This is a genomic window from Kitasatospora indigofera, from assembly GCF_014655955.1.
In the GTDB taxonomy this organism is placed as follows: Bacteria; Actinomycetota; Actinomycetes; order Streptomycetales; family Streptomycetaceae; genus Kitasatospora; species Kitasatospora indigofera.
On record NZ_BNBO01000042.1, the window covers coordinates 1 to 18,989 of the forward strand.

Consider the following 18,989-nt stretch of genomic DNA (forward strand, 5'->3'; position numbering starts at 1 on the left):
ACTCCGAGAGCTACCAGGTCGTCGCCGTGATGCGCCGCGGCGCATGGGTCAGCGGCGGCGACCGCTTCGCCACGGTCACCGCCGGCTGAGCTCGGCTCAGCCGCTCGGGGAGACCGTGATCTGGTCGACCAGGACAGTGCCCCCGGCCGGGGCGGACACCGTGATCGTGTTCGGCCCGGCCGTCAGCTGCGGCAGGATGTAGGTGCTGTACCAGGACTGCGTCGCGTCGCCGCCCGGCGCGTAGTTCTTGAAGTCCAGCCCGCCGTCGCGGTCCTTGCCGTTGACGTTGACCGTCCCCTTGAGATCGGCGCCCGCGTTGTTGAAGCGCACCAGGAACTTGTAGGTGCCCGCCGCCGGCACGTCGCCCTTCCAGGTCACCGAGGAGCCCGGCTGCAGGGTCAGGTAGCTGCCGTCCGCGGACTTCGCGCCCTTCACGGCGCTGGCCAGCGGGGCGTTCTGGCCCTGGAGCTGCGAGGCGTCCGTGGTGGTCGGCCCGGCCACGGTGGCGGAGGCGGTCGGCGAGGCGCTCGCCGGGCCGGCCGAGCTGGCGGTCGGGGACGCCGGAGCGCTGCTCTGCCCGCCCTTGGCCTTGGTGTCCCCGGGGTCGCCGGAGGACAGCGCGATGCCGGCGCCGATCGCGATCGCCGCCACGACGGCCACCGCACCGATCACCGCACCCTTGCTGCGCCCGCCGCTCGGCCGCTCCTCGCCCGGCTGCGGGCGGGAGCGCTCGGCGTACCGGTTCTGCTGGGTCGGGAGCTCGCCGTGCGACGGCGGGCCGCCCTGGTACTGCCCCTGCGGGCCGGGCTCCGGCTGCTGGCGGGGCTGCGGCTGCGGCCGGTGACCGGGCTGGCCGTACTGGGTGCGGCCGACCTCGACCGGCCGGTTGTACGAGGTGCGCGGGACGCCCGGCTGCTGACCCTGCTGGCCCTGCTGGGCGGGGGCGCCCTCGGCCGGCCGGTAGAGGTAGCCGAACGGGTCGTCGTCCTGCGGTGCACCGCTGTCGGTGCCCTCGGGCACTCCGTTGTTGCCGGCGCTCGTCACGGTGGTCAACTCCCCATCGCAGTGCCCCGCACGGCAGGCACGCCGTACGCGCAAAGTTGGACGCTCGTACCCGGGAACCCTACCTGCCTCGCGTGACCCGGGGAAAAGCCCCGTCGGGGCGGACGGCGGCGGGGGCGGCGGCGCGCTCAGCCCGCCCTGCGGTGCGAGCGCTCCCCGCGGGCCCCGCGGACGGCGCCGCCTCGGGCCCGCTTCTCGTCGTACATCCGCTCGTCGGCGGTGTGCAGGACCTCTTCGATGCTCATCCCGCAGCCCGCCCAGCCGATCCCGAGGCTGACCCCGACCCGCATCGCCCGGCCGTCGATCCGCATCGGCGGGATGATCGCCGTCCGGAGCCGGTTGGAGAGGTCCTTGGCCTCCTCCCGCCCGATGCCGTCGGCGAGCACCACGAACTCGTCGCCGCCCAGCCGGGCCACCGTGTCACCCTCCCGGACGACCTGCTGCAGCCGGCGGGCCACCTCGACCAGCACCGCGTCGCCGGCGTTGTGGCCGAACCGGTCGTTGATCGACTTGAAGCCGTCCAGGTCGCAGAAGAGCACCGCGAGGCCCTTGTCCCCCGCCGCCGCGGCGCCGGGGCGCAGCGCCCCGCTCCACAGGTCGCCGGAGGACCCCTGGTCGGCCGGCACCACCGCGTGCGCGTGGTCCGGCGCCACGCCGCGGCCGCCGGCCCGGCCCGCCGCGTGCTCGCCGTGGCCGTGGTGGCCGTGGCTCTCGGGCAGCCCGTAGCCGTGGGCCGGCGCCGGGCCGGCGCCGAGGCCCTCCAGGCCGTCGAAGGCGGTGTGCGCGCTGTACGAGCCGGCCCCGGCCACCGCGGCGTACCCCGGCTCGATCGCGCCCGCGCCGCTGTAGGCCACCGCCCCGTGCTGAGCGGCGCCCACCGGGGCCTGCGGCTGGGCGCACAGCCGCCGGCCGAGCCGGGCCTTCAGCTCGGCGCCGTTGGGCAGGCCGGTCAGCGCGTCGTGGCTGGCCCGGTGGGCCAGCTGGAACTCGTGCCGCTTGCGCTCCTCGATGTCCTCGACGTGGGTCAGCAGGAAGCTCGGCCCCTCGGCCGCGTCGGCGACCACCGAGTTGCGCAGACAGACCCACTGGTAGCCGCCGTCCCGCCGGGACAGCCGCAGCTCGGCGCGGCCGCTCTCGGCGCTGGTGCGCTCCAGCAGGCCGCGGTCCTCCGGGTGCACCAGGTCGGCGAAGCTCTGCTGGCGGAGCACCGCGCGCGGGCGGCCGAGCAGCCGGCAGAGCGCGTCGTTGACCCGGGTCAGCTGGCCCCGGCCGGCGCCGTGCAGTTCGGTGATGGCCATGCCGCTGGGCGCGTACTCGAAGGCCTGCCGGAAGCTCTCCTCGCTGGCTCTCAGCGCCTGCTGCTCCTTCTCCAGCCGGGCCAGGGCACGCTGCATCTCGGCCCGCAGGCGGGCGTTGCCGATCGCGATGGAGGCCTGCAGGGAGAACATCTCCAGCGCCTCGCGGGTCCAGGCGCCGGGCCGCTTGCCGCTGCGCGGGCGGTCGACCGACAGCACGCCGAGGAGGTCGCCGCCGGCGCTGTACATCGGGGCGAGCAGGCCGTCGCTGGGGTGCCAGTCGTTGGTGTAGACGGGCAGCGGGCCGTCGCCGGTCCAGCGCGGGATGTCGCTGCCGACCGCCCAGCCCCGGTCGTGCGGCAGGAAGCGCAGGGTGCCCCAGTGGTCGCTGACGCCGAGCAGCCGGTCCCAGGACTCCCGGGAGCCGACCTGGCCGAGCAGCACGGCCGGACCGCCCAGGGCGCTCTCCTCCAGCTCCCAGACGGCCGCCACCACCAGGTCGCCGTCGGGGCGCACCAGGCTCACCGCGGCCGCGTCGAAGCCGAGTCCGTGCACCGCGCCCTCGACCACGGCCTGCAAGGTGCCCGCCAGGCTGCGGGCAGCATTGAGGTCCGCCACGACCCGGTGCAAGGTGCGGAGGGTCGCCAGGCGGACGTACGGCTCCGACTCGGCTTCCATGCGGGGGCTCCCCGGCTGCTTCGGATAGTTCTTGATTGGTTATCGTCCGATTGCCAGAAGAACTGAATCACAGGGAGCACAACGATCGGCACTCTCGATCAGCAATAGGCGCCCACTTGTGACCCAAATCACACGATAGTTATGCACCCTTATTCAGTTCATCCGTCCAATAACCGGACATATCGCTACATCGCGACCTTTCGCGACCTTTCAGATGGTCGGTCGCCCCGGCCGGCTCCTGAAGCCTCCCCGCGTCCGGCAGGCCCTGCTGTTCACCCCTGGGGGTGAACGGGCCGCCCCGCCGGTCCCCGCTCCGCCTCCTCCCGGGGCGGCCCGGCCCGATGGTCCTACGACCAGGGCCCGATGCCGCTCCGGCCGGCCGGCGGCTACCGTGCGGTACGTGTACTCGTCCCCGCAGCCCGCAGCTGCCCCCCTCGCGACGCCCGACGAGTTCCGGGCCGCCCTGTCCCAGCTCGCCGCCGGCGTGACGCTGGTGACCGTCCACGACCCCGAGGAAGGGGCGAACGGCGAGGACGTCGGCATGACCGCGACGTCGTTCCTCTCCGTGTCCCTGGAACCGCCGCTCGTGCTGATCTCGGTCCGCGAGGACTCCCGGATGGACGAGGTGCTCTCCCGGGTCGACACCTGGGCCGTCTCGCTGCTCGGCGAGGAGCACAAGGCCCTCGGCTCGCGCTTCGCCATGAAGGGCCGGCTCAGCGACCGGCTGCTGTTCGCGGACACCCCGCACCGGCGCGGCCCGCTCAGCGGCGCGCCGCTGATCGACCGGGCGCTGGCCACCGTCGAGTGCCGCACCGAGCAGCGGATAGCCGCCGGCGACCACACCCTGCTGCTCGGCCGGGTGCTGGAGGCCCGGGTGCCCGACCCCGGCGGCAACCCGCTGCTGTACTTCCGCGGCGGCTACCGCCGGCTCGGCTGAGACCCGCGCCGCGGGCACGACCGCAGGTCGGCGTCGCGCCGGCCGTCGGTACGGCCGTCGGTACGGCCGTCGGTACGGCCGTCGGTACGGCCGGTGATCGGTACCGCGCGGCCCTAATCGCCGCGCTGCAGCCGCCGGCCCTGCTTCAGCTCGGAGCGGTGCCGCTTGTTGAACAGCCGCCGCTCGACCATGCCCTTGCTGGGCTTCGTCGCCCGCCGGGTCTTCGGCGGCGGGGCGGTGGCCTCCCCCAGCAGCGAGGCCAGCCGGGCGGCCGCGACCTCGCGGTTGCGCCACTGCGAACGGTGCTCGGAGGCCTTCACCACCAGCACCCGGCCGTCCACCAGCCGGCTGGCGAGCCGCTCCAGGGCGCGCTGCTTCCAGACCTCGGGCAGGGCCGCCGAGGCCGCCAGGTCGTAGCGCAGCTCGACCTGGGTGTCCGAGGTGTTGACGTGCTGTCCGCCGGGACCGGAGGAACGGGAGAAGCGCCAGACGAGCTCGGCGTCGGGGACGACCACCGATCCCCGTACGCGAATGGGCTCAGGCATGGCCCCATCATCCCGCGCCCGGCGGCCCGGGGTCACCCGGTTATCCGGCCGGACCGGACCGCCCCGCCCGGCGCCGGACGATCCCGGGCCCGGCCCGCCGGCCACCGGTTATCCACAGCCGTCCGCAGCCCCGACAATGGCGTACGTGATCGAGCTCGGCTACTCCCTGTCCAACCGCTTCCCCGACCCCCCGCAGACGGACTACCGCAACGCCTCCGTGCGCACCCTGCGGTACGACCTGTTCTGCGGCGACGTCTTCCTCGACGCCGACGACGGGGAGTTGTCCACAGCCTGGGGATGGGTGCCGGTGCTCGACTTCGCCTGGGCGCTCTGCGACATCGCCGAGGAGCTGGACCGCGATCCGGACGGCAACCGGGCCGCCCGGGTGCAGACCGCCGACCTGGACTTCACCCAGAACACCGAGCTGCTGCGGTTCGCCCGCCGCTTCAACTGGGTGGAGGTCGGCGCGACCTGGCTGCCCGACGAGCCGCCGGTGGTGGTCCGGCACTCCGAGCTCCGCCGCGAGGCCCGGGATTTCCTCCAGGACACCCTGGCCGACCTCTTCGACATGCACCCCGAACTGGCCGACAATCCGAACATCTGGACCGTCCAGGGGCGCTTCCCGCGGATCTGAGGAGATCCGCCCGGACACGAAGGAAATCACCCGGACGAACCGGCGGCCGGCCGGCCCGACGGGCCGCGGACACCGGTGATTGATCTGCCCATTGCTCAAACTTCATTCGACCAAAAGAATTGAGAAGCCCGGCTGCGGAACCAAGCCCCGCTACTCTCGCGTTATCTCCGGCAAAGCAACGAAGGGACAGCAATCACCATGCCAGTGAGCCTCTCCAAGGGTGGCAACGTCTCGCTGACCAAGGAGGCCCCCGGCCTGTCCGCGGTCACCGTCGGCCTCGGCTGGGACGTCCGGACCACGACCGGCGCGGAATTCGACCTCGACGCCAGCGCGATCGTGCTGAACGCGGACGGCAAGGTCCTGTCCAACAGCCACTTCGTGTTCTTCAACAACACCAGCACCCCGGACAGCACCGTGGTGCACACCGGTGACAACCGCACCGGCGAGGGCGCCGGCGACGACGAGGCGATCAACGTCAACCTCGCGGGCCTGCCCGCCGAGGCCGCGAAGATCACCTTCCCGGTCTCGATCTACGACGCGGTGGCCCGCTCGCAGAGCTTCGGCCAGGTCCGCAACGCCTACATCCGCGTGCTGAACGCGGCCGGCGGAGCCGAGATCGCCCGCTACGACCTCTCCGAGGACGCGGCCACCGAGACCGCCATGATCTTCGGCGAGCTCTACCGCAACGGCGCCGAGTGGAAGTTCCGCGCCGTCGGCCAGGGCTACGCCTCCGGCCTGGCCGGGATCGCCCAGGACTTCGGCGTCCAGCTCTGACCGAGCCGGGACCATGACGCCGGAGGCCCGGCCCCCCGAGGGGGCCGGGCCTCCGGCGTCTTCGCGTGCCCGCGCTCAGCGACTGGCGCGCAGCTCGGGCAGCTCGATGTACTCCGTCTCGTCCTCGGCCGACAGGTCGACCACCCCGGGCCGGCGCCCGTCCGCGGCCTGCTGTCCCGTCCCGGCCGGCGCCGCCGTCCCCGGGGCCGCCGTCTCCTCGGCGGCCGGGGCGGCCGTGCCGTCGGCGGCGGACGTCCCGTCGGCCCCGGCGCCGGCCACCGGCCGGGGGCCGAAGCCGGCGCCCGCGGCGATCGCCTCGTCGCCCAGCACGTCCGCCAGGTCGGTCCGGTCGCCCAGCTCCGAGACGCTGCCCACGGCCGGCGCCGGGGCCGCCGCGCGGACGGCGGCGCCGCCGCGGCCGAAGAAGCTGAAGTTCTGGCCGCGGCCGGCCCCGGCCTGCGGGGTGCGCGGCCGCTGGCGCTCGGCACGGACGACCGCGGTGGCCGGCGCGCCGCCCAACTGCTCCACGGTGGCGGTGAGCACCGGCCGGACGGGGGCCGCGCCGACCGCCCGGGCGCCCGTGGCGGGCCGCTCGGCGGCCGGGGCGGCCGGGGCCTCCCCCGGGCCCCGCTCGGGCTGCACGGCGGGCACAGCGGCCCCCGGGACGGGCTGCGCGGGCACCACCGGCGCGGGCGCCGGGACCGCGGCGGCCGCCGCGGCGGCGACCGTACGGGCCAGCGAGGGGGCGGGCACGGCCGGCGTGGGCGCGGGCGCGGCCGGCAGGCTGCGCGCCCGCAGCACGGGCCGGGCCCGCTCCGCGCGCTCGCGCTGGGCCTCCGCGGCCGCCGCCCGGCGCTCCAGGTGCCGCAGGACGGACGCCGCACGGACGTAGGCGGCCAGGCTGGCCGGGTACTTGGGGCGCGCCGCGGCCAGCGCCCGCTGGGTCGCCTCGGCCTCCTTGAGGGCCTGCTCGGCGACGGCCACCGCGCGCTCGCGCAGCAGCCGGGCGATCTCGGTCTCGGCCTTGGCCAGCCGGGACTTCTCCGCCGTCAGCCGGCGCCCGAAGCGGGTGGCCCGCTCCTCGGCGACCTCGGCCGCGTACTCGGTCTCGGCGAGCTGCTCCTCGAACCGCTCCTCCGCCCGCATTCTCTGGGCGGCGGCCACGTCGGCGGCGGCCCGGGCCGCGCGGTCGCGCTGGCGCAGCAGGAGCGCGATCCCCAGGGCGGCGAGCACGGCGGCCACGCCCACCGACCTGACCAGGAGCGGGTCCTGACTGAATACCAGTGCGGTCACGGCGGCCACGACGAGAACGGCGGCGGCGGTGGGGGGAACGGCCCGGCCGAGGACGGAGGAATGACGATGACGTCCGCGAGACATGCCAAGAAACTAGCGTGCGAATTGGGGCCGTGTCAGCCCAGGGTGCCGTTAACGGCGGCACGGGTCTCCGACCGGACCGCGCGGGCGCCGGGCCGGCCACCCGGCGGGGCGGCGCCGGGCCACCGGACGAGGCAGCGCCGGGGCAGCGTGCGGGGCGTGCTCGGGACAGCGGCGGAGCGGTCCGCGGGGCGCCGCCGGCGGGGCCGGGACCGGCCCCCGTCAGCGGGGCTGAGCGGCCCGGGTGGTCGGGTCGTCGTGGTCCTCGGGCAGCTTGCAGATGTGCTGCAGCCAGAGCGCGGCCGCCATCACGGCCACCCCGGCGAGCACCGCGAAGCCCGCCGTGACGGCCTGGCCCCGGCGGGCCGCGACGTCCAGCTCGGTCAGCAGCTCGATGCCCATCCCGGCGTAGATCCCCGTCACCACGGCCGAGACCAGCGCGCTCGCCTGCCCCAGGACCAGGGCCCGGGCGGCGCCCAGCGGGTCGACGCCCTTGGCGCCGGGCTGCCGCTCGCGGGCCGCCTTCAGCCGGGAGCGCAGCGAGAAGGCGGTGGCCAGCAGCACCACCGCGACCGCCGCCAGGACGAGGGGCGCCGCCGCGGGCACGCCGGGCAGGGTGTCCAACGAGGCCCACAGCCTGGCACCGGCCCAGGACAGCGCCGTCGTGACGGCGGTGATGGCGGCCAGCAGACGGATGCGGAGCAGCTTCACTCGGAGGAGGTCCTTCCCGGATGCCGGAGAGAGGGCTGCCGCACCGGGGGGGGCGCGGCGGCGGCGCCAGGCCACCGTATCGGGCCCGGCCGTGCGGACACCTACTCGTACGGCCGGGAGCCCCCTCTAGTTCCTGCCGGGGCTCCCGGCGGGGCTCCCGGCGGGATTCCGCCCGAGCTCCCGCCGGGCCGGGGCCGCCGCCGGGGCGTCCCGGTCCGGCCGGGCGGACGCCTGCCCGCCCGGCCGGACGGGAGGGTCCTACTCGGGCAGCCGCAGGTTGATGTCGTCGCGGCGGCGGACGCCCTGGGCGTCCTCCCCGCCGAGGTCGTCCAGCAGGTCGGCGACCAGGCCCAGGCCCGGCAGCTCCGCCTTGGGGTCGGCGTCCAGCCACGGGGCGAGCACGAAGGCCCGCTCGTGCGAGCGCGGGTGCGGCAGCAGCAGCTCCGGGTCCTCGCTGGTGACGCCCTCGTACGCGAGGATGTCGACGTCCAGCGTGCGCGGGCCCCAGCGGACGGTGCGGACCCGGCCGAAGGCGTCCTCGACCGCGTTGCCCCGCTCCAGCAGGGAGTGCGGCGGCAGGGTGGTGCGCAGCACGACCACCGCGTTGTAGTAGTTGGGCTGCTCCTCGGGGCCCCCGAGGGCCTCCGTCTCGTAGACGGCGGAGACGGCCTTGATGCGGAGCCCGGGGGTGTCGGCGAGCGCGTCCACGGCCCCCTGGAGGGTCTCCAGCCGGTTGCCGAGGTTGCTGCCGAGGGCGATCACGGCGTAGCGCGGGTTGTGCAGGGTGGTGTCCGCCGAGTCGACCCTGCGCTCCAGGTCGAACGTGGTCGGCGAGGCGGTCGGGTCACTGGTGCTCATCGGATTCCCTCTGCGGCTGGGCGGCGGGACTAGGCGCGCAGGTCATGCGCGGCCCCGGTGGATGGTGACGGTGACGTCGTCGAACGGCACGGTGATCGGGGCGTCCGGCTTGTGCACCGTCACCTCGACCTCCTCGACCGGGCCGTGCTTGAGGCACTGGTCGGCGATGCGCTGCGCGAGCGTCTCGATCAGGTCGACGGGCTCGCCCGCGATGACCGCGGTGACCTCCTCGGCGATGACGCCGTAGTGGGCCGTGCGGGTGAGGTCGTCGCCGGACGCGGCCGGACGGGTGTCCAGGAACAGCACGAGGTCCACCACGAAGGTCTGGCCCTCGACGCGCTCACGCTCGAACACGCCGTGGTGGCCCCGGGCACGCAGACCCCGAAGGGTGACGCGGTCCAGCAAACGAATCACTGCTCCCAGTCGGACGGGCCGCCCTGCCGGGGCAGGGCGAAGGCGGGCATCGTCGCCCGCCGGTCTTCGAATCTACCTGCGAGCACGGACAACGCCAGACCGTCCTACCCGGCACGGTACGACGTCACGCACGCCACTGTGGCGATTGACGTGAACGTTCGGTGCCGGTCCCGGGATTCCCGGGGCACAATCGCGAGGCCCCCGGGGTCAGTCCTCGTCCTCGTCGTCACCGCTGGTCAGCACGGGTGAACCGTGGTGGGACCAGAGCTTCCAGCCGTCGACGGTGCGCCGGAACAGGTTGGTGGAGACGACCTTGCCCCCGACCAGCGGGCCCAGCTCGCCCTCCTCCTCGGCCTCGCCGCCGGAGAGGATGTTCTCGGTGCAGGTGACAAGGGCCACATCGCCCTGCACCTCGGCCTCGACATCGGTCAGGAAGAACTGGATGTACTCGGTGTTCATCATGATCAGCATGTAGGACCGGGTGACCTGGGCCCGTCCGCGCAGGACCGGCCAGCCGGGGTGCACGCACACCACGCCGCCCTTGTCGTCGGCCTCCCCGGCCCCGAGCCAGGCCTGCTCGACCGCCTCCAGGTCACCGTTCTCCAGCGCCTCGTAGAGCGCCTGGTTCGCCGCCAGGACCGCGTCCCGGTCGGCCTCCGCCGCCTGCTGGTCCGGTGTTCCGCCGCTCAACCTGCCGTCACCTGCCACAGACCCTCCCATTCATGCCGGCCCTCACCCCTGCCGGGCCGCGCGCTGCCAGGCCGCGACCACCCGGACGGCGTCCGCCGTCCCGGCCACGTCGTGCACCCGCACCGCCCAGGCGCCGGCCCTGGCCGACAGTACCGACACCGCGGCGGTCGCGTCGTCGCGCTCCCGGGCCGGGCGGAGCTCCCCGGTTTCCGGGTTGGCCAGCAGCGTACCCAGGAACCGCTTGCGCGAAGCGGCCACCAGCACCGGCCTGCCGAGGGCGGTGAGCGCGTCCAGCCGGCCGAGCAGGGCCCAGTTGTGCTCGGTGGTCTTGGCGAAGCCGAGGCCCGGGTCGAGGATCAGCTGCCGCTCCTGGACGCCGGCCGCCAGCAGGGCCTCCATCCGCCCGGTCAGCTCGGCGACGACGTCGGTGACCACGTCCCCGTACACCGCGAGGCTCTCCATGTCGGCGGACTGGCCGCGCCAGTGCATCACCACGAAGGGCGCGCCGGTGGCGGCGACCACCTCGGCCATCGCCGGGTCGGCGAGACCGCCGGAGACATCGTTGACCAGCGCGGCGCCGGCCGCGACCGCCTGCTCGGCCACGCTCGCCCGCATGGTGTCGATGCTCACCAGCACCCCGGCCCCGGCCAGCTCCCGGACCACCGGGAGGACCCGCTCCAGCTCCTCCTTCTCGGTCACCCGGCGGGCGCCCGGCCGGGTGGACTCGCCGCCGACGTCGATCAGGTCCGCGCCCCTGGCGCGCAGCGCGAGCCCGTGGGCGATGGCGCGCGCCGGGTCGTGCCACAGGCCGCCGTCCGAGAAGGAGTCGGGGGTCACGTTGACCACGCCCATCACGGCGCAGCGGTCGAGGTCCGGGAGGCCGGCCGGCAGGGAGCGGGAGCGCGGGTTGTTCATGTCCCCATTATCGAGCCGGGCTCCTCCCGACCACCGGTCGGGAGGAGCCCGGGGCTCGTGCGGGCGGTGCTCAGGCCGCCTCGGTGACCTCCGGCCGGGCCGGGGCCGGCATCAGGCCCTGACGCTGGCGCTTGCGGCCGAACTTCGGCATGCCGAGGGTGATGAAGGCCTCCGCCTGCATCGCGGCGAAGCCGATCCGGGGCAGGTCCCTGGTCTGCGGGTATACCAGGAAGCGCGGCTCCCAGGCGGGCTGGAACTTGGCGTTGAACTTGTACAGCGACTCGATCTGGAACCAGCGCGAGGAGAAGACCAGCAGTCCGCGCCAGGCCCGGAGCACCGGTCCGGCCCCGATCCGCTCGCCGCGGGCCAGCGCGGAGCGGAACATCGCGAAGTTCAGCGAGACCCGGCGCACCCCCAGGGCGGGGACGGCCTGCAGCGCGGCCACGATCAGCAGCTCGTTGAGGCCGGGGTCGGCGGCCCGGTCGCGGCGCATCAGCTCCAGCGAGATGCCGTCCGGCCCCCACGGGACGAAGTGCAGGACGGCCTTCAGGTCGTCCTCGGGGCCGTCCGCGCCGTCCTCCCCGGAGGCGCCCTCCTCGGGCGCCTTGTGGGCGGTCACCACCACGCAGTCGTCGTCGCCCGGGTCGCCGAAGCGGCCGAGGGCCATCGAGAAGCCGCGCTCGGTGTCGGTGCCGCGCCAGCGGGCGGCGGCCTCGGCGATCCGGAACTTCTCCTCCGGGTCCAGTTCGGAGACCCGGCGGACCTTGCAGGAGTAGCCGTTGCGCTCGATCCGCTTGACCATCTGGCGGACGTTGCGCATGGCGCGCCCGGCGAGCGAGAAGGTGGTGGCGTCCACGATCGCCTCGTCGCCGAGCTCCAGCGCGTCCAGGCCCGCCTCGCGGGTCCAGACCTCGCCGCCGGTCTCGCTGCAGCCCATCACGGCCGGGACCCAGGCGTGCTCGCGGGCCTCCGCCATGAAGACCTTGATCGCGCCGGGCCAGGCCTCGACGTCGCCGACCGGGTCGCCGGAGGCGAGCATCACACCGGAGACCACCCGGTAGGAGATCGCGGCCTTGCCGGTCGGCGAGAAGAGCACGCTCTTGTCCCGGCGCAGGGCGAAGTAGCCGAGCGAGTCCCGCTCGCCGTGCCGGGCGAGCAGCGCCCGGACCTTCTCCTCGTCCTCGGCGGTCAGCTCGGGCTCGGGCCTCTCCGGTCGCAGCGCGAGGTACGTGGTGGTGCCGGCGGTGACCAGCCCGAGCGCGCCGAGCAGGTAGGCGACCAGGTCGGAGATCCGGTCGGAGTTGTAGTCGATCGGTCCTTCGAACCCGAACAGCCCGTAGACCACGTGCTGGAGGCGGTCCAGCATGCTCGGGTCGTGGATCTCGGCCTTCCAGCGGACGCTGACGATCAGCAGGCCGAGCAGCACGCTGACGGTGCCCATGACGATCAGGTTGGCGACCGCCCGCCAGCGGGTGCGCGGGTCGGCCTTGGCGTAGAACTCGCCGCGGTGCACCAGCATCACCGCGAGCAGCACCAGCGAGACGACGGCGGGGCCGATCTGGTGCCAGCGCAGGATGTGCAGCGCGGCGCCGATCGGGAGCAGGACGCAGACGGCCCGCCAGGCGCGCTGCTTGCGCCGGCGCAGGGCGTGCGCGAGCAGCACCAGCAGCAGGCCGACCATCAGGGTGCCGACGGCCGCGAGGGTGGTCGTCCCGCCGGGCAGCTGCCCGGCGAAGGAGTGCATCCGGGTCCGGCGGAGCTTGGGGAACACCGCGCTCGCGACGTCGAGCAACCCGATCAGCAGACAGGCGTACCCCACCGCACCGGGCAGCCAGGCCCGCGGCACGGAGGCCGCTTGGGTACGAAGCGTCTGGAAACCGCTGCGGCGGGGCGGCGGGGGCGACGACGGCTCAACGGACACGGGAACGCTCATGGGTGCTCAGCGTAGAGGCTGCGGGGCGCTGTCCGATCCCCCAGGAGGGGGACTTGTGATGGACCTTCATGTCATTTCCTCAATCACACAATGCGCGCACCAAATCACGGAAAACGGGAGGTAAAAACCCGTCTCCGCTCCCGCGCGTCGGTTGGGCCATGGGTGGGGACTGCCCTTGGCGCCGCGCGGCGCTCAGGGCTGCGCGCGCACGCGGTACGTACGGTGGACGCCGCGTTGCAGGGCGTCGGTTGCAGCCGCCGCGACCGGCTTCGCACCGCGGCCCACTGCCCGGTCAGCCTAGCCCCGATGGCCCGATCTGACGCCCTGTCACACGATGAATCCTGAACCGACAGTGATCCACCGGAAGGCGACGGGATGGAACTGACCAGCGATGCACTGGTGAACACGCTGCTCGCGGCGGGCTCCCTGTCGCTGCTCCTGACCCTCTGGCTCTGGCCACGGCTGGCCCGCCAGCGCCCGCTCCCGATGCTGGGACGGATCGCCCTGTTGACCGTCACTCAGGTGACGGTGCTGGCGGTGATGGCGGTGTCGGTGAACAACTCGTTCGGCTTCTACACCTCCTGGGACGGCCTGCTCCACCCGGGTGGCGCGGCACTCTCGCTGACCTCCTCCGGGCACCCCAAGAGCGCCGCCCCGGCCACCGAGGCCCTGGTGGCACCGACCGCCGAGGGCGGCCTGGAGACCGTCACCGACCTCCCGAAGGGGCCGCCGGAGGAGGTCGGCAAGGTCGAGTCGATCCGGGTGACGGGCAAGGAGTCCGGCCTGTCCGACCAGATGTTCATCTATCTGCCGCCCGAGTACTTCAACCCGAAGTACTCCCGGATGCGCTTCCCCGTCCTGGTCGCCCTGGCCGGCTACCCCGGCACCGCGCTGCACCTGCTGTCCGAGCTGCGGCTGCCGCAGACCGCCTGGGAGCTCCAGCGCACCGGGCAGATGGTGCCCACCGTGATCGTGATGGCCCGCCCGACCGTCGCGGAGCCCCGCAACACCGAGTGCGTCAACGTGCCGAACGGGCCGCAGACCGAGACCTGGTTCGCCAAGGACGTCCCGGCCGCGCTGCGCTCCACCTACCGGCTCGGGCGCGAGGCCACCTCCTGGGGCGTCTTCGGCTACTCGACCGGCGGCGGCTGCGCGCTGCGGCTGACCATGCGCTACCCGGACGTCTTCGGCAGCGCGGCCGGGCTGCACGCCGACTTCGCGGTGCCCGAGGACTACTCCACCGGGGGCAACCTGTTCGGCGGCGACCGCGCCCTGGTGAACCAGAGCGACCTCACCTGGCGGCTGAACAACCTGCCCGTCCCGGACATCTCGCTGCTGCTGGTGAGCACCCGCAAGGAGGAGGACTACGCCGCCACCCAGGCCTTCCTCGGCGTCGCGCAGCAGGCCTCGACCGCCCACCCCGAGCTGAAGGTCGACTCGCTCTTCCTCGACGACGGCGGCCACAACTTCGACAGCTGGCGGCGGGAGCTGCCCGCCTCGCTGGAGTGGATGAGCGACCACCTGGCGACCCCGCAGGACCGAGAGCCCCGCCAGTGAGCCGGCCGGGCACCCCGCCGCCGGCCCGCCCGGCCGGGCGCGACCGGGCCTGGCCCGCACGCCGCCGGACTTCACGCGAGCGGGTGAATCCCGCCCGGCCCGCCGCAGCCGCCACCCCCGCCGGGGGAACGCATCAGGACCGTCCGCCGGACGTACGTCGGGCCCGTACAGGAGGCATTGTGCTGACCACCCGATCTCTCTTCAACGAGATCTACCTCAACGACGAGGCGTACCAGCTGTTCTGCAGCATCGCTGCCGGAGGTGAGGACCAGGGCGGCTGGGAGAACGAGCGGATCCACTCGCTCGCCCAGGATCCGGTGCTGGCCCCCAAGATCGCCCGGCACGGCGCCGACGAGCGCAAGCACGGGCGGATCTTCACCCAGCTGCTGCACAAGCGCGGGCTCGACAAGGTGCCGGTGCCGCCGAAGGCCGACTACTGCATGCTGCTGGAGCGGCAGGGCATCGGCCTGGCGCACGAGCGGCTGAAGTCCGACGTGCCGCTGGCCGAGCGCGAGATCATCACCTACCTGGCGCACAGCCGGGTCACCGAGCAGCGCGCCTCGGAGCAGATGCGCCAGCTGATGAAGGCCTACCAGGACAACCCCGACCTGGGCCGGGCGATGCAGATGATCTCCGCGGACGAGGACAACCACCTCGCGTACTGCCACGAGGAGCTGCTCCGGCTGGCCGCGGCCGGGCACGGCCCGTACATCCGGCACACCCTGGAGCACATCGCCAAGGGCGAGATCCGCACCCACCGGGACGTCGGCCTCACCGTGATGGCCGCGATGGGCCGGATCCTCGGCTGGCCGCTCCCCCGGCGGGTGGTGCTGGCCGCCGGCCTCTACGGGCTGTACCTCTACGAGGCCACCGTCGGCTGGCGGCGGATGGTGCGGCTGCGGATGCCCGCCCGCCGCAACGCGCTGGGGACCCCGGCCCCGCCGCACGCCGGGCTGCCGCACTGAACGACCCCGGCCGGCCACCGGCCCGGCGCGAGCCGGGACGCCGGTGACCGGCCGGTTGCCGTGGCCGCCGTCAGCGGCCGATGATCAGGCTCATCGCCTCGGCGCGGGTCGCCGGGTCGCGCAGCTGGCCGCGGACGCAGGACGTGATCGTCTTGGCGCCGGGCTTGCGGATGCCCCGCATCGACATGCACATGTGCTCGCACTCGACGACCACGATCGCCCCGCGCGGCTCCAGGATGCGCATCAGCGCGTCGGCGACCTGGCTGGTGAGCCGCTCCTGGACCTGCGGACGGCGGGCGTAGACGTCCACCAGCCGGGCCAGCTTGGAGAGCCCGGTGATCTTGCCGCTGGCCGACGGGATGTACCCGACGTGCGCGACGCCGCGGAACGGCACCAGGTGGTGCTCGCAGACCGAGGTCAGCTCGATGTCCTTGACCAGCACCATCTCGTCGTGGCCGAGGTCGAAGGTGGTGGTGAGGACGTCCTCCGGCTCCTGCCAGAGGCCGGCGAATATCTCCTTGTAGGCGCGGGCCACCCGGGCCGGGGTCTCCAGGAGCCCTTCGCGGTCCGGGTCCTCCCCCACGGCCAGCAGGAGTTCCCGGATGGCGTTCTCGGCCCGCTTCTGGTCGAAGACCCCGACGCTGGACGGACCGTCGAAGGTGACCGGGTCGATCATGCAGGCCTCGCTCGTATGTGGATGGCGGATGGGTACAACGGTGCTCGCGGTACGGCCGGGTACGACGGATGCCGCGCCTCCAGGGTACAAACCCCGGTGACGCGGCATCCATTCCGTCCTGCTGTGCGGCTCAGCCCTCCGCGGGGGCCTCGCCGGGAACCGGCGGAACCTTCACGGTGTCCACCACCGGGGCGGCCTCCGTCAGGGCGGCGGCGCCGTTGGTGAGCGCCAGCTCCTTCGGGGACTGCACCGGCGGGCGGGTGGACGGCGTGCGACGGGACGAGCCCGTCCAGGCCGGCCGGGCCGGGCGCTTGACGATCGGCGCGAAGATCTCGGCGATCTGCTCCTTGTTGAGGGTCTCCTTCTCCAGGAGTTCCAGGACCAGGTTGTCGAGCACGTCGCGGTTCTCGACCAGGATCTCCCAGGCCTCGTTGTGCGCGTTCTCGATGAGCTTCTTGACCTCTTCGTCGACCAGCCCGGCGACCTCTTCCGAGTAGTCGCGCTGGTGGCCCATCTCGCGGCCCAGGAACGGCTCCGAGTCGCTGGAGCCGAACTTGATCGCACCCAGCCGCTCGGTCATGCCGTACTGCGTGACCATCGCGCGGGCGGTGGCCGTGGCCTTCTCGATGTCGTTCGAGGCGCCGGTGGTCGGGTCGTGGAAGACCAGTTCCTCCGCCGCGCGCCCGCCCAGCATGTACGCGAGCTGGTCGAGCATCTCGTTGCGGGTGGTGGAGTACTTGTCCTCGTCCGGCAGCACCATGGTGTAGCCGAGCGCCCGCCCGCGGGACAGGATGGTGATCTTGTGGACCGGGTCCGCATTGGGGGAGGCCGCCGCGACCAGGGCGTGACCGCCCTCGTGGTACGCGGTGATCTTCTTCTCCTTCTCGGACATGATCCGGGTCCGCTTCTGCGGACCGGCCACGACCCGGTCGATCGCCTCGTCGAGGGTGAAGTTGTCGACCAGCTTCTTGTCGGAGCGGGCCGTCAGCAGCGCTGCCTCGTTGAGCACGTTCGCCAGGTCGGCACCGGTGAAGCCGGGGGTGCGCTTGGCGACGGCCCTGAGGTCGACGTCCGGCGCGACCGGCTTGCCCTTCTGGTGCACCTTGAGGATGTCCAGGCGGCCCTGCAGGTCCGGGCGCTCGACCGCGATCTGCCGGTCGAAGCGGCCCGGGCGCAGCAGCGCCGGGTCCAGGATGTCCGGGCGGTTGGTGGCCGCGATCAGGATGACGCCGCCCTTGACGTCGAAGCCGTCCATCTCGACCAGCAGCTGGTTGAGGGTCTGCTCGCGCTCGTCGTGGCCGCCGCCGAGACCCGCACCGCGGTGCCGGCCGACGGCGTCGATCTCGTCGACGAAGACGATCGCCGGGGCGTTCGCCTTGGCCTGCTCGAAGAGGTCGCGGACCCGGCTCGCGCCGACACCCACGAACATCTCGACGAAGTCCGAGCCGGAGATCGAGTAGAACGGCACGCCGGCCTCACCCGCGACCGCGCGGGCGAGCAGGGTCTTGCCGGTCCCGGGCGGGCCGTAGAGCAGCACACCCTTCGGGATCTTGGCCCCGACCGCCTGGAACTTGGCCGGCTCCTGCAGGAACTCCTTGATCTCGTGGAGCTCCTCCACCGCCTCGTCCGCACCGGCGACGTCCGCGAAGGTCGTCTTGGGGGTGTCCTTGGTCAGCAGCTTGGCCTTGGACTTGCCGAACTGCATGACCCGCGAGCCGCCACCCTGCATCTGGTTCATCAGGAAGAGGAAGACCAGCACGATGATGACGATCGGCAGCATCGACAGCAGCAGGCTGACGAAGGTGCTCTGCTTCTCGGGGCTGATGGTGTAGCCCTCGGGCAGGGTGTTGGCATCCTTGTCGTCGATCTGCGTCTGCAGCCGCGCCGCGATGTCCTTGCCCTGGTCCCCGATGTAGGAGGCCTGGAACTTGCTGCCCGAAGGCGTCTTGCCCGTCCCGGAAGTCGGGAGCGTCGCGCCGTCCTTCAGCTGGATCTTGACAGTATTCGAATCACCAGTGGTGATCTGCGCCGATTTGACCTCGCCGGCATTGATCGCCGCGACGACCTGCCCGGTGTCCACCGTCTTGTAGCCGTTCGAGTCCGAAACGACCTGCATCAGCACAATGACGGCGAGGACGGCCAGCACGATCCACATGATCGGCGCACGGAAGTATCGCTTGACGTCCATCCATGCGGGGCGTTGCCGCCCCGTCCCTCCTGCCACTCAACGGCGCAGTGCGGCCGTTGGCCGCCGGCGCATCCGGGTCTGTGCTCATGTGAAGAGCGGTTTTATTGGACCGTACCGCAGTCCGTCCCCCTCTAGGCGGGAGCACGGCGGTACGACCTGTTTTCTTGTCCCCCGACCCAACGGGCGGGAACGGCGTACTGTTCCCGCCCGTGGTCCGAACGGGGTGTCAGCCGCCGTAGACGTGCGGGGCCAGGGTGCCGATGAACGGCAGGTTGCGCAGCTTCTCCGCGTAGTCCAGGCCGTAACCGACCACGAACTCGTTGGGGATGTCGAAGCCGACGTACTTGACGTCGATCTCGACCTTGGCCGCGTCGGGCTTGCGCAGCAGCGTGCAGACCTCCAGGGAGGCCGGGCGGCGCGAGCCCAGGTTGCCGAGCAGCCAGGACAGCGTCAGGCCGGAGTCGATGATGTCCTCGACGATCAGGACGTCCCGGCCGGCGATGTCGGTGTCGAGGTCCTTGAGGATACGCACCACGCCGGAGGACTTGGTGCCCATCCCGTACGAGGAGACGGCCATCCAGTCCATCGTCACCTGCGAGTGCAGCGCGCGGGCGAGGTCGGCCATGACCATCACCGCACCCTTGAGGACGCCGACGATCAGCAGATCACGTCCGGCGTAGTCCCGGTCGATCCGCTCGGCCAGCTCCAGGAGCTTGGCGTCGATCTCGTCCTTGCTGATGAGCACCTTCGCCAGGTCGGCGCCCATGTCCTTGTCGTCCACCG

At 73.0% G+C, this 18,989-nt stretch carries 18 protein-coding genes; 5 read left to right on the plus strand and 13 right to left on the minus strand.

Annotated elements, in window-relative coordinates; genetic code table 11:
* Positions 1–96: 96 nt before the first annotated feature.
* Both IE329_RS28175 and IE329_RS28180 read right to left on the minus strand, forming a co-directional pair.
* A complete protein-coding gene (locus IE329_RS28175; protein WP_190213818.1) occupies positions 97–1,053 on the minus strand; it encodes a carbohydrate-binding protein in 957 nt (318 codons plus the stop codon).
* 137 nt (positions 1,054–1,190) lie between these two features.
* Positions 1,191–3,035, minus strand: coding sequence for a GGDEF domain-containing protein (locus IE329_RS28180; protein ID WP_190213819.1), 1,845 nt, complete (start codon positions 3,033–3,035; stop codon positions 1,191–1,193).
* A 400-nt stretch (positions 3,036–3,435) separates the two neighbouring features.
* On the opposite strand from IE329_RS28180, the gene IE329_RS28185 reads away from it, so the two are divergent.
* Positions 3,436–3,972: a flavin reductase family protein gene (locus IE329_RS28185; protein WP_229912808.1), complete on the plus strand. Its 537-nt coding sequence runs from the start codon at positions 3,436–3,438 to the stop codon at positions 3,970–3,972.
* Positions 3,973–4,085: 113 nt separating this feature from the next.
* Here IE329_RS28185 and arfB read toward each other — a convergent pair whose 3' ends face one another.
* A complete protein-coding gene (gene arfB, locus IE329_RS28190) occupies positions 4,086–4,517 on the minus strand; it encodes an alternative ribosome rescue aminoacyl-tRNA hydrolase ArfB (protein ID WP_073927451.1) in 432 nt (143 codons plus the stop codon).
* A gap of 136 nt (positions 4,518–4,653) precedes the next feature.
* Between arfB and IE329_RS28195 the strand changes: the two genes are divergently transcribed.
* Positions 4,654–5,151: a hypothetical protein gene (locus IE329_RS28195; RefSeq protein WP_190213821.1), complete on the plus strand. Its 498-nt coding sequence runs from the start codon at positions 4,654–4,656 to the stop codon at positions 5,149–5,151.
* 198 nt (positions 5,152–5,349) lie between these two features.
* Positions 5,350–5,925, plus strand: coding sequence for a TerD family protein (locus IE329_RS28200; RefSeq protein ID WP_073927450.1), 576 nt, complete (start codon positions 5,350–5,352; stop codon positions 5,923–5,925).
* Between the two features lie 75 nt (positions 5,926–6,000).
* Here IE329_RS28200 and IE329_RS28205 read toward each other — a convergent pair whose 3' ends face one another.
* The 7 genes from IE329_RS28205 to IE329_RS28235 form a co-directional block, all read right to left on the minus strand.
* A complete protein-coding gene (locus IE329_RS28205; protein WP_190213822.1) occupies positions 6,001–7,218 on the minus strand; it encodes a hypothetical protein in 1,218 nt (405 codons plus the stop codon).
* Positions 7,219–7,521: 303 nt separating this feature from the next.
* Positions 7,522–8,010, minus strand: coding sequence for a DUF3180 domain-containing protein (locus tag IE329_RS28210; protein WP_190213823.1), 489 nt, complete (start codon positions 8,008–8,010; stop codon positions 7,522–7,524).
* Positions 8,011–8,268: 258 nt separating this feature from the next.
* The gene (gene folK / locus IE329_RS28215; RefSeq protein ID WP_073926596.1) at positions 8,269–8,868 is read right to left on the minus strand and encodes a 2-amino-4-hydroxy-6-hydroxymethyldihydropteridine diphosphokinase; all 600 of its coding nucleotides are present in this window, start codon (positions 8,866–8,868) and stop codon (positions 8,269–8,271) included.
* Positions 8,869–8,910: 42 nt separating this feature from the next.
* A complete protein-coding gene (gene folB / locus IE329_RS28220; RefSeq protein ID WP_190213867.1) occupies positions 8,911–9,270 on the minus strand; it encodes a dihydroneopterin aldolase in 360 nt (119 codons plus the stop codon).
* 219 nt (positions 9,271–9,489) lie between these two features.
* Positions 9,490–10,002, minus strand: coding sequence for a nuclear transport factor 2 family protein (locus IE329_RS28225; protein ID WP_190213824.1), 513 nt, complete (start codon positions 10,000–10,002; stop codon positions 9,490–9,492).
* 12 nt (positions 10,003–10,014) lie between these two features.
* Positions 10,015–10,887: a dihydropteroate synthase gene (folP, locus tag IE329_RS28230; RefSeq protein WP_190213825.1), complete on the minus strand. Its 873-nt coding sequence runs from the start codon at positions 10,885–10,887 to the stop codon at positions 10,015–10,017.
* A gap of 70 nt (positions 10,888–10,957) precedes the next feature.
* Entirely contained in the window at positions 10,958–12,820 is a 1,863-nt protein-coding gene (locus IE329_RS28235) for a phosphatidylglycerol lysyltransferase domain-containing protein (protein ID WP_190213826.1), read from the minus strand.
* Positions 12,821–13,195: 375 nt separating this feature from the next.
* Between IE329_RS28235 and IE329_RS28240 the strand changes: the two genes are divergently transcribed.
* Both IE329_RS28240 and IE329_RS28245 read left to right on the plus strand, forming a co-directional pair.
* Entirely contained in the window at positions 13,196–14,377 is a 1,182-nt protein-coding gene (locus IE329_RS28240; protein WP_190213827.1) for an alpha/beta hydrolase, read from the plus strand.
* 179 nt (positions 14,378–14,556) lie between these two features.
* A complete protein-coding gene (locus IE329_RS28245) occupies positions 14,557–15,342 on the plus strand; it encodes a ferritin-like domain-containing protein (protein WP_190213828.1) in 786 nt (261 codons plus the stop codon).
* 70 nt (positions 15,343–15,412) lie between these two features.
* Here the strand turns inward: IE329_RS28245 and folE are convergent, their stop codons facing one another.
* The 3 genes from folE to hpt form a co-directional block, all read right to left on the minus strand.
* Positions 15,413–16,018 carry a GTP cyclohydrolase I FolE gene (gene folE, locus IE329_RS28250; RefSeq protein WP_190213829.1) on the minus strand — a complete coding sequence of 202 codons (606 nt, stop codon included), beginning with the start codon at positions 16,016–16,018 and terminating at the stop codon, positions 15,413–15,415.
* Between the two features lie 130 nt (positions 16,019–16,148).
* Positions 16,149–18,206, minus strand: a complete 2,058-nt coding sequence (gene ftsH, locus IE329_RS28255; RefSeq protein WP_190213830.1) for an ATP-dependent zinc metalloprotease FtsH — start codon at positions 18,204–18,206, stop codon at positions 16,149–16,151.
* A gap of 226 nt (positions 18,207–18,432) precedes the next feature.
* Positions 18,433–18,987: a hypoxanthine phosphoribosyltransferase gene (gene hpt, locus IE329_RS28260; protein WP_073926604.1), complete on the minus strand. Its 555-nt coding sequence runs from the start codon at positions 18,985–18,987 to the stop codon at positions 18,433–18,435.
* Between the last annotated feature and the right edge of the window lie 2 nt (positions 18,988–18,989).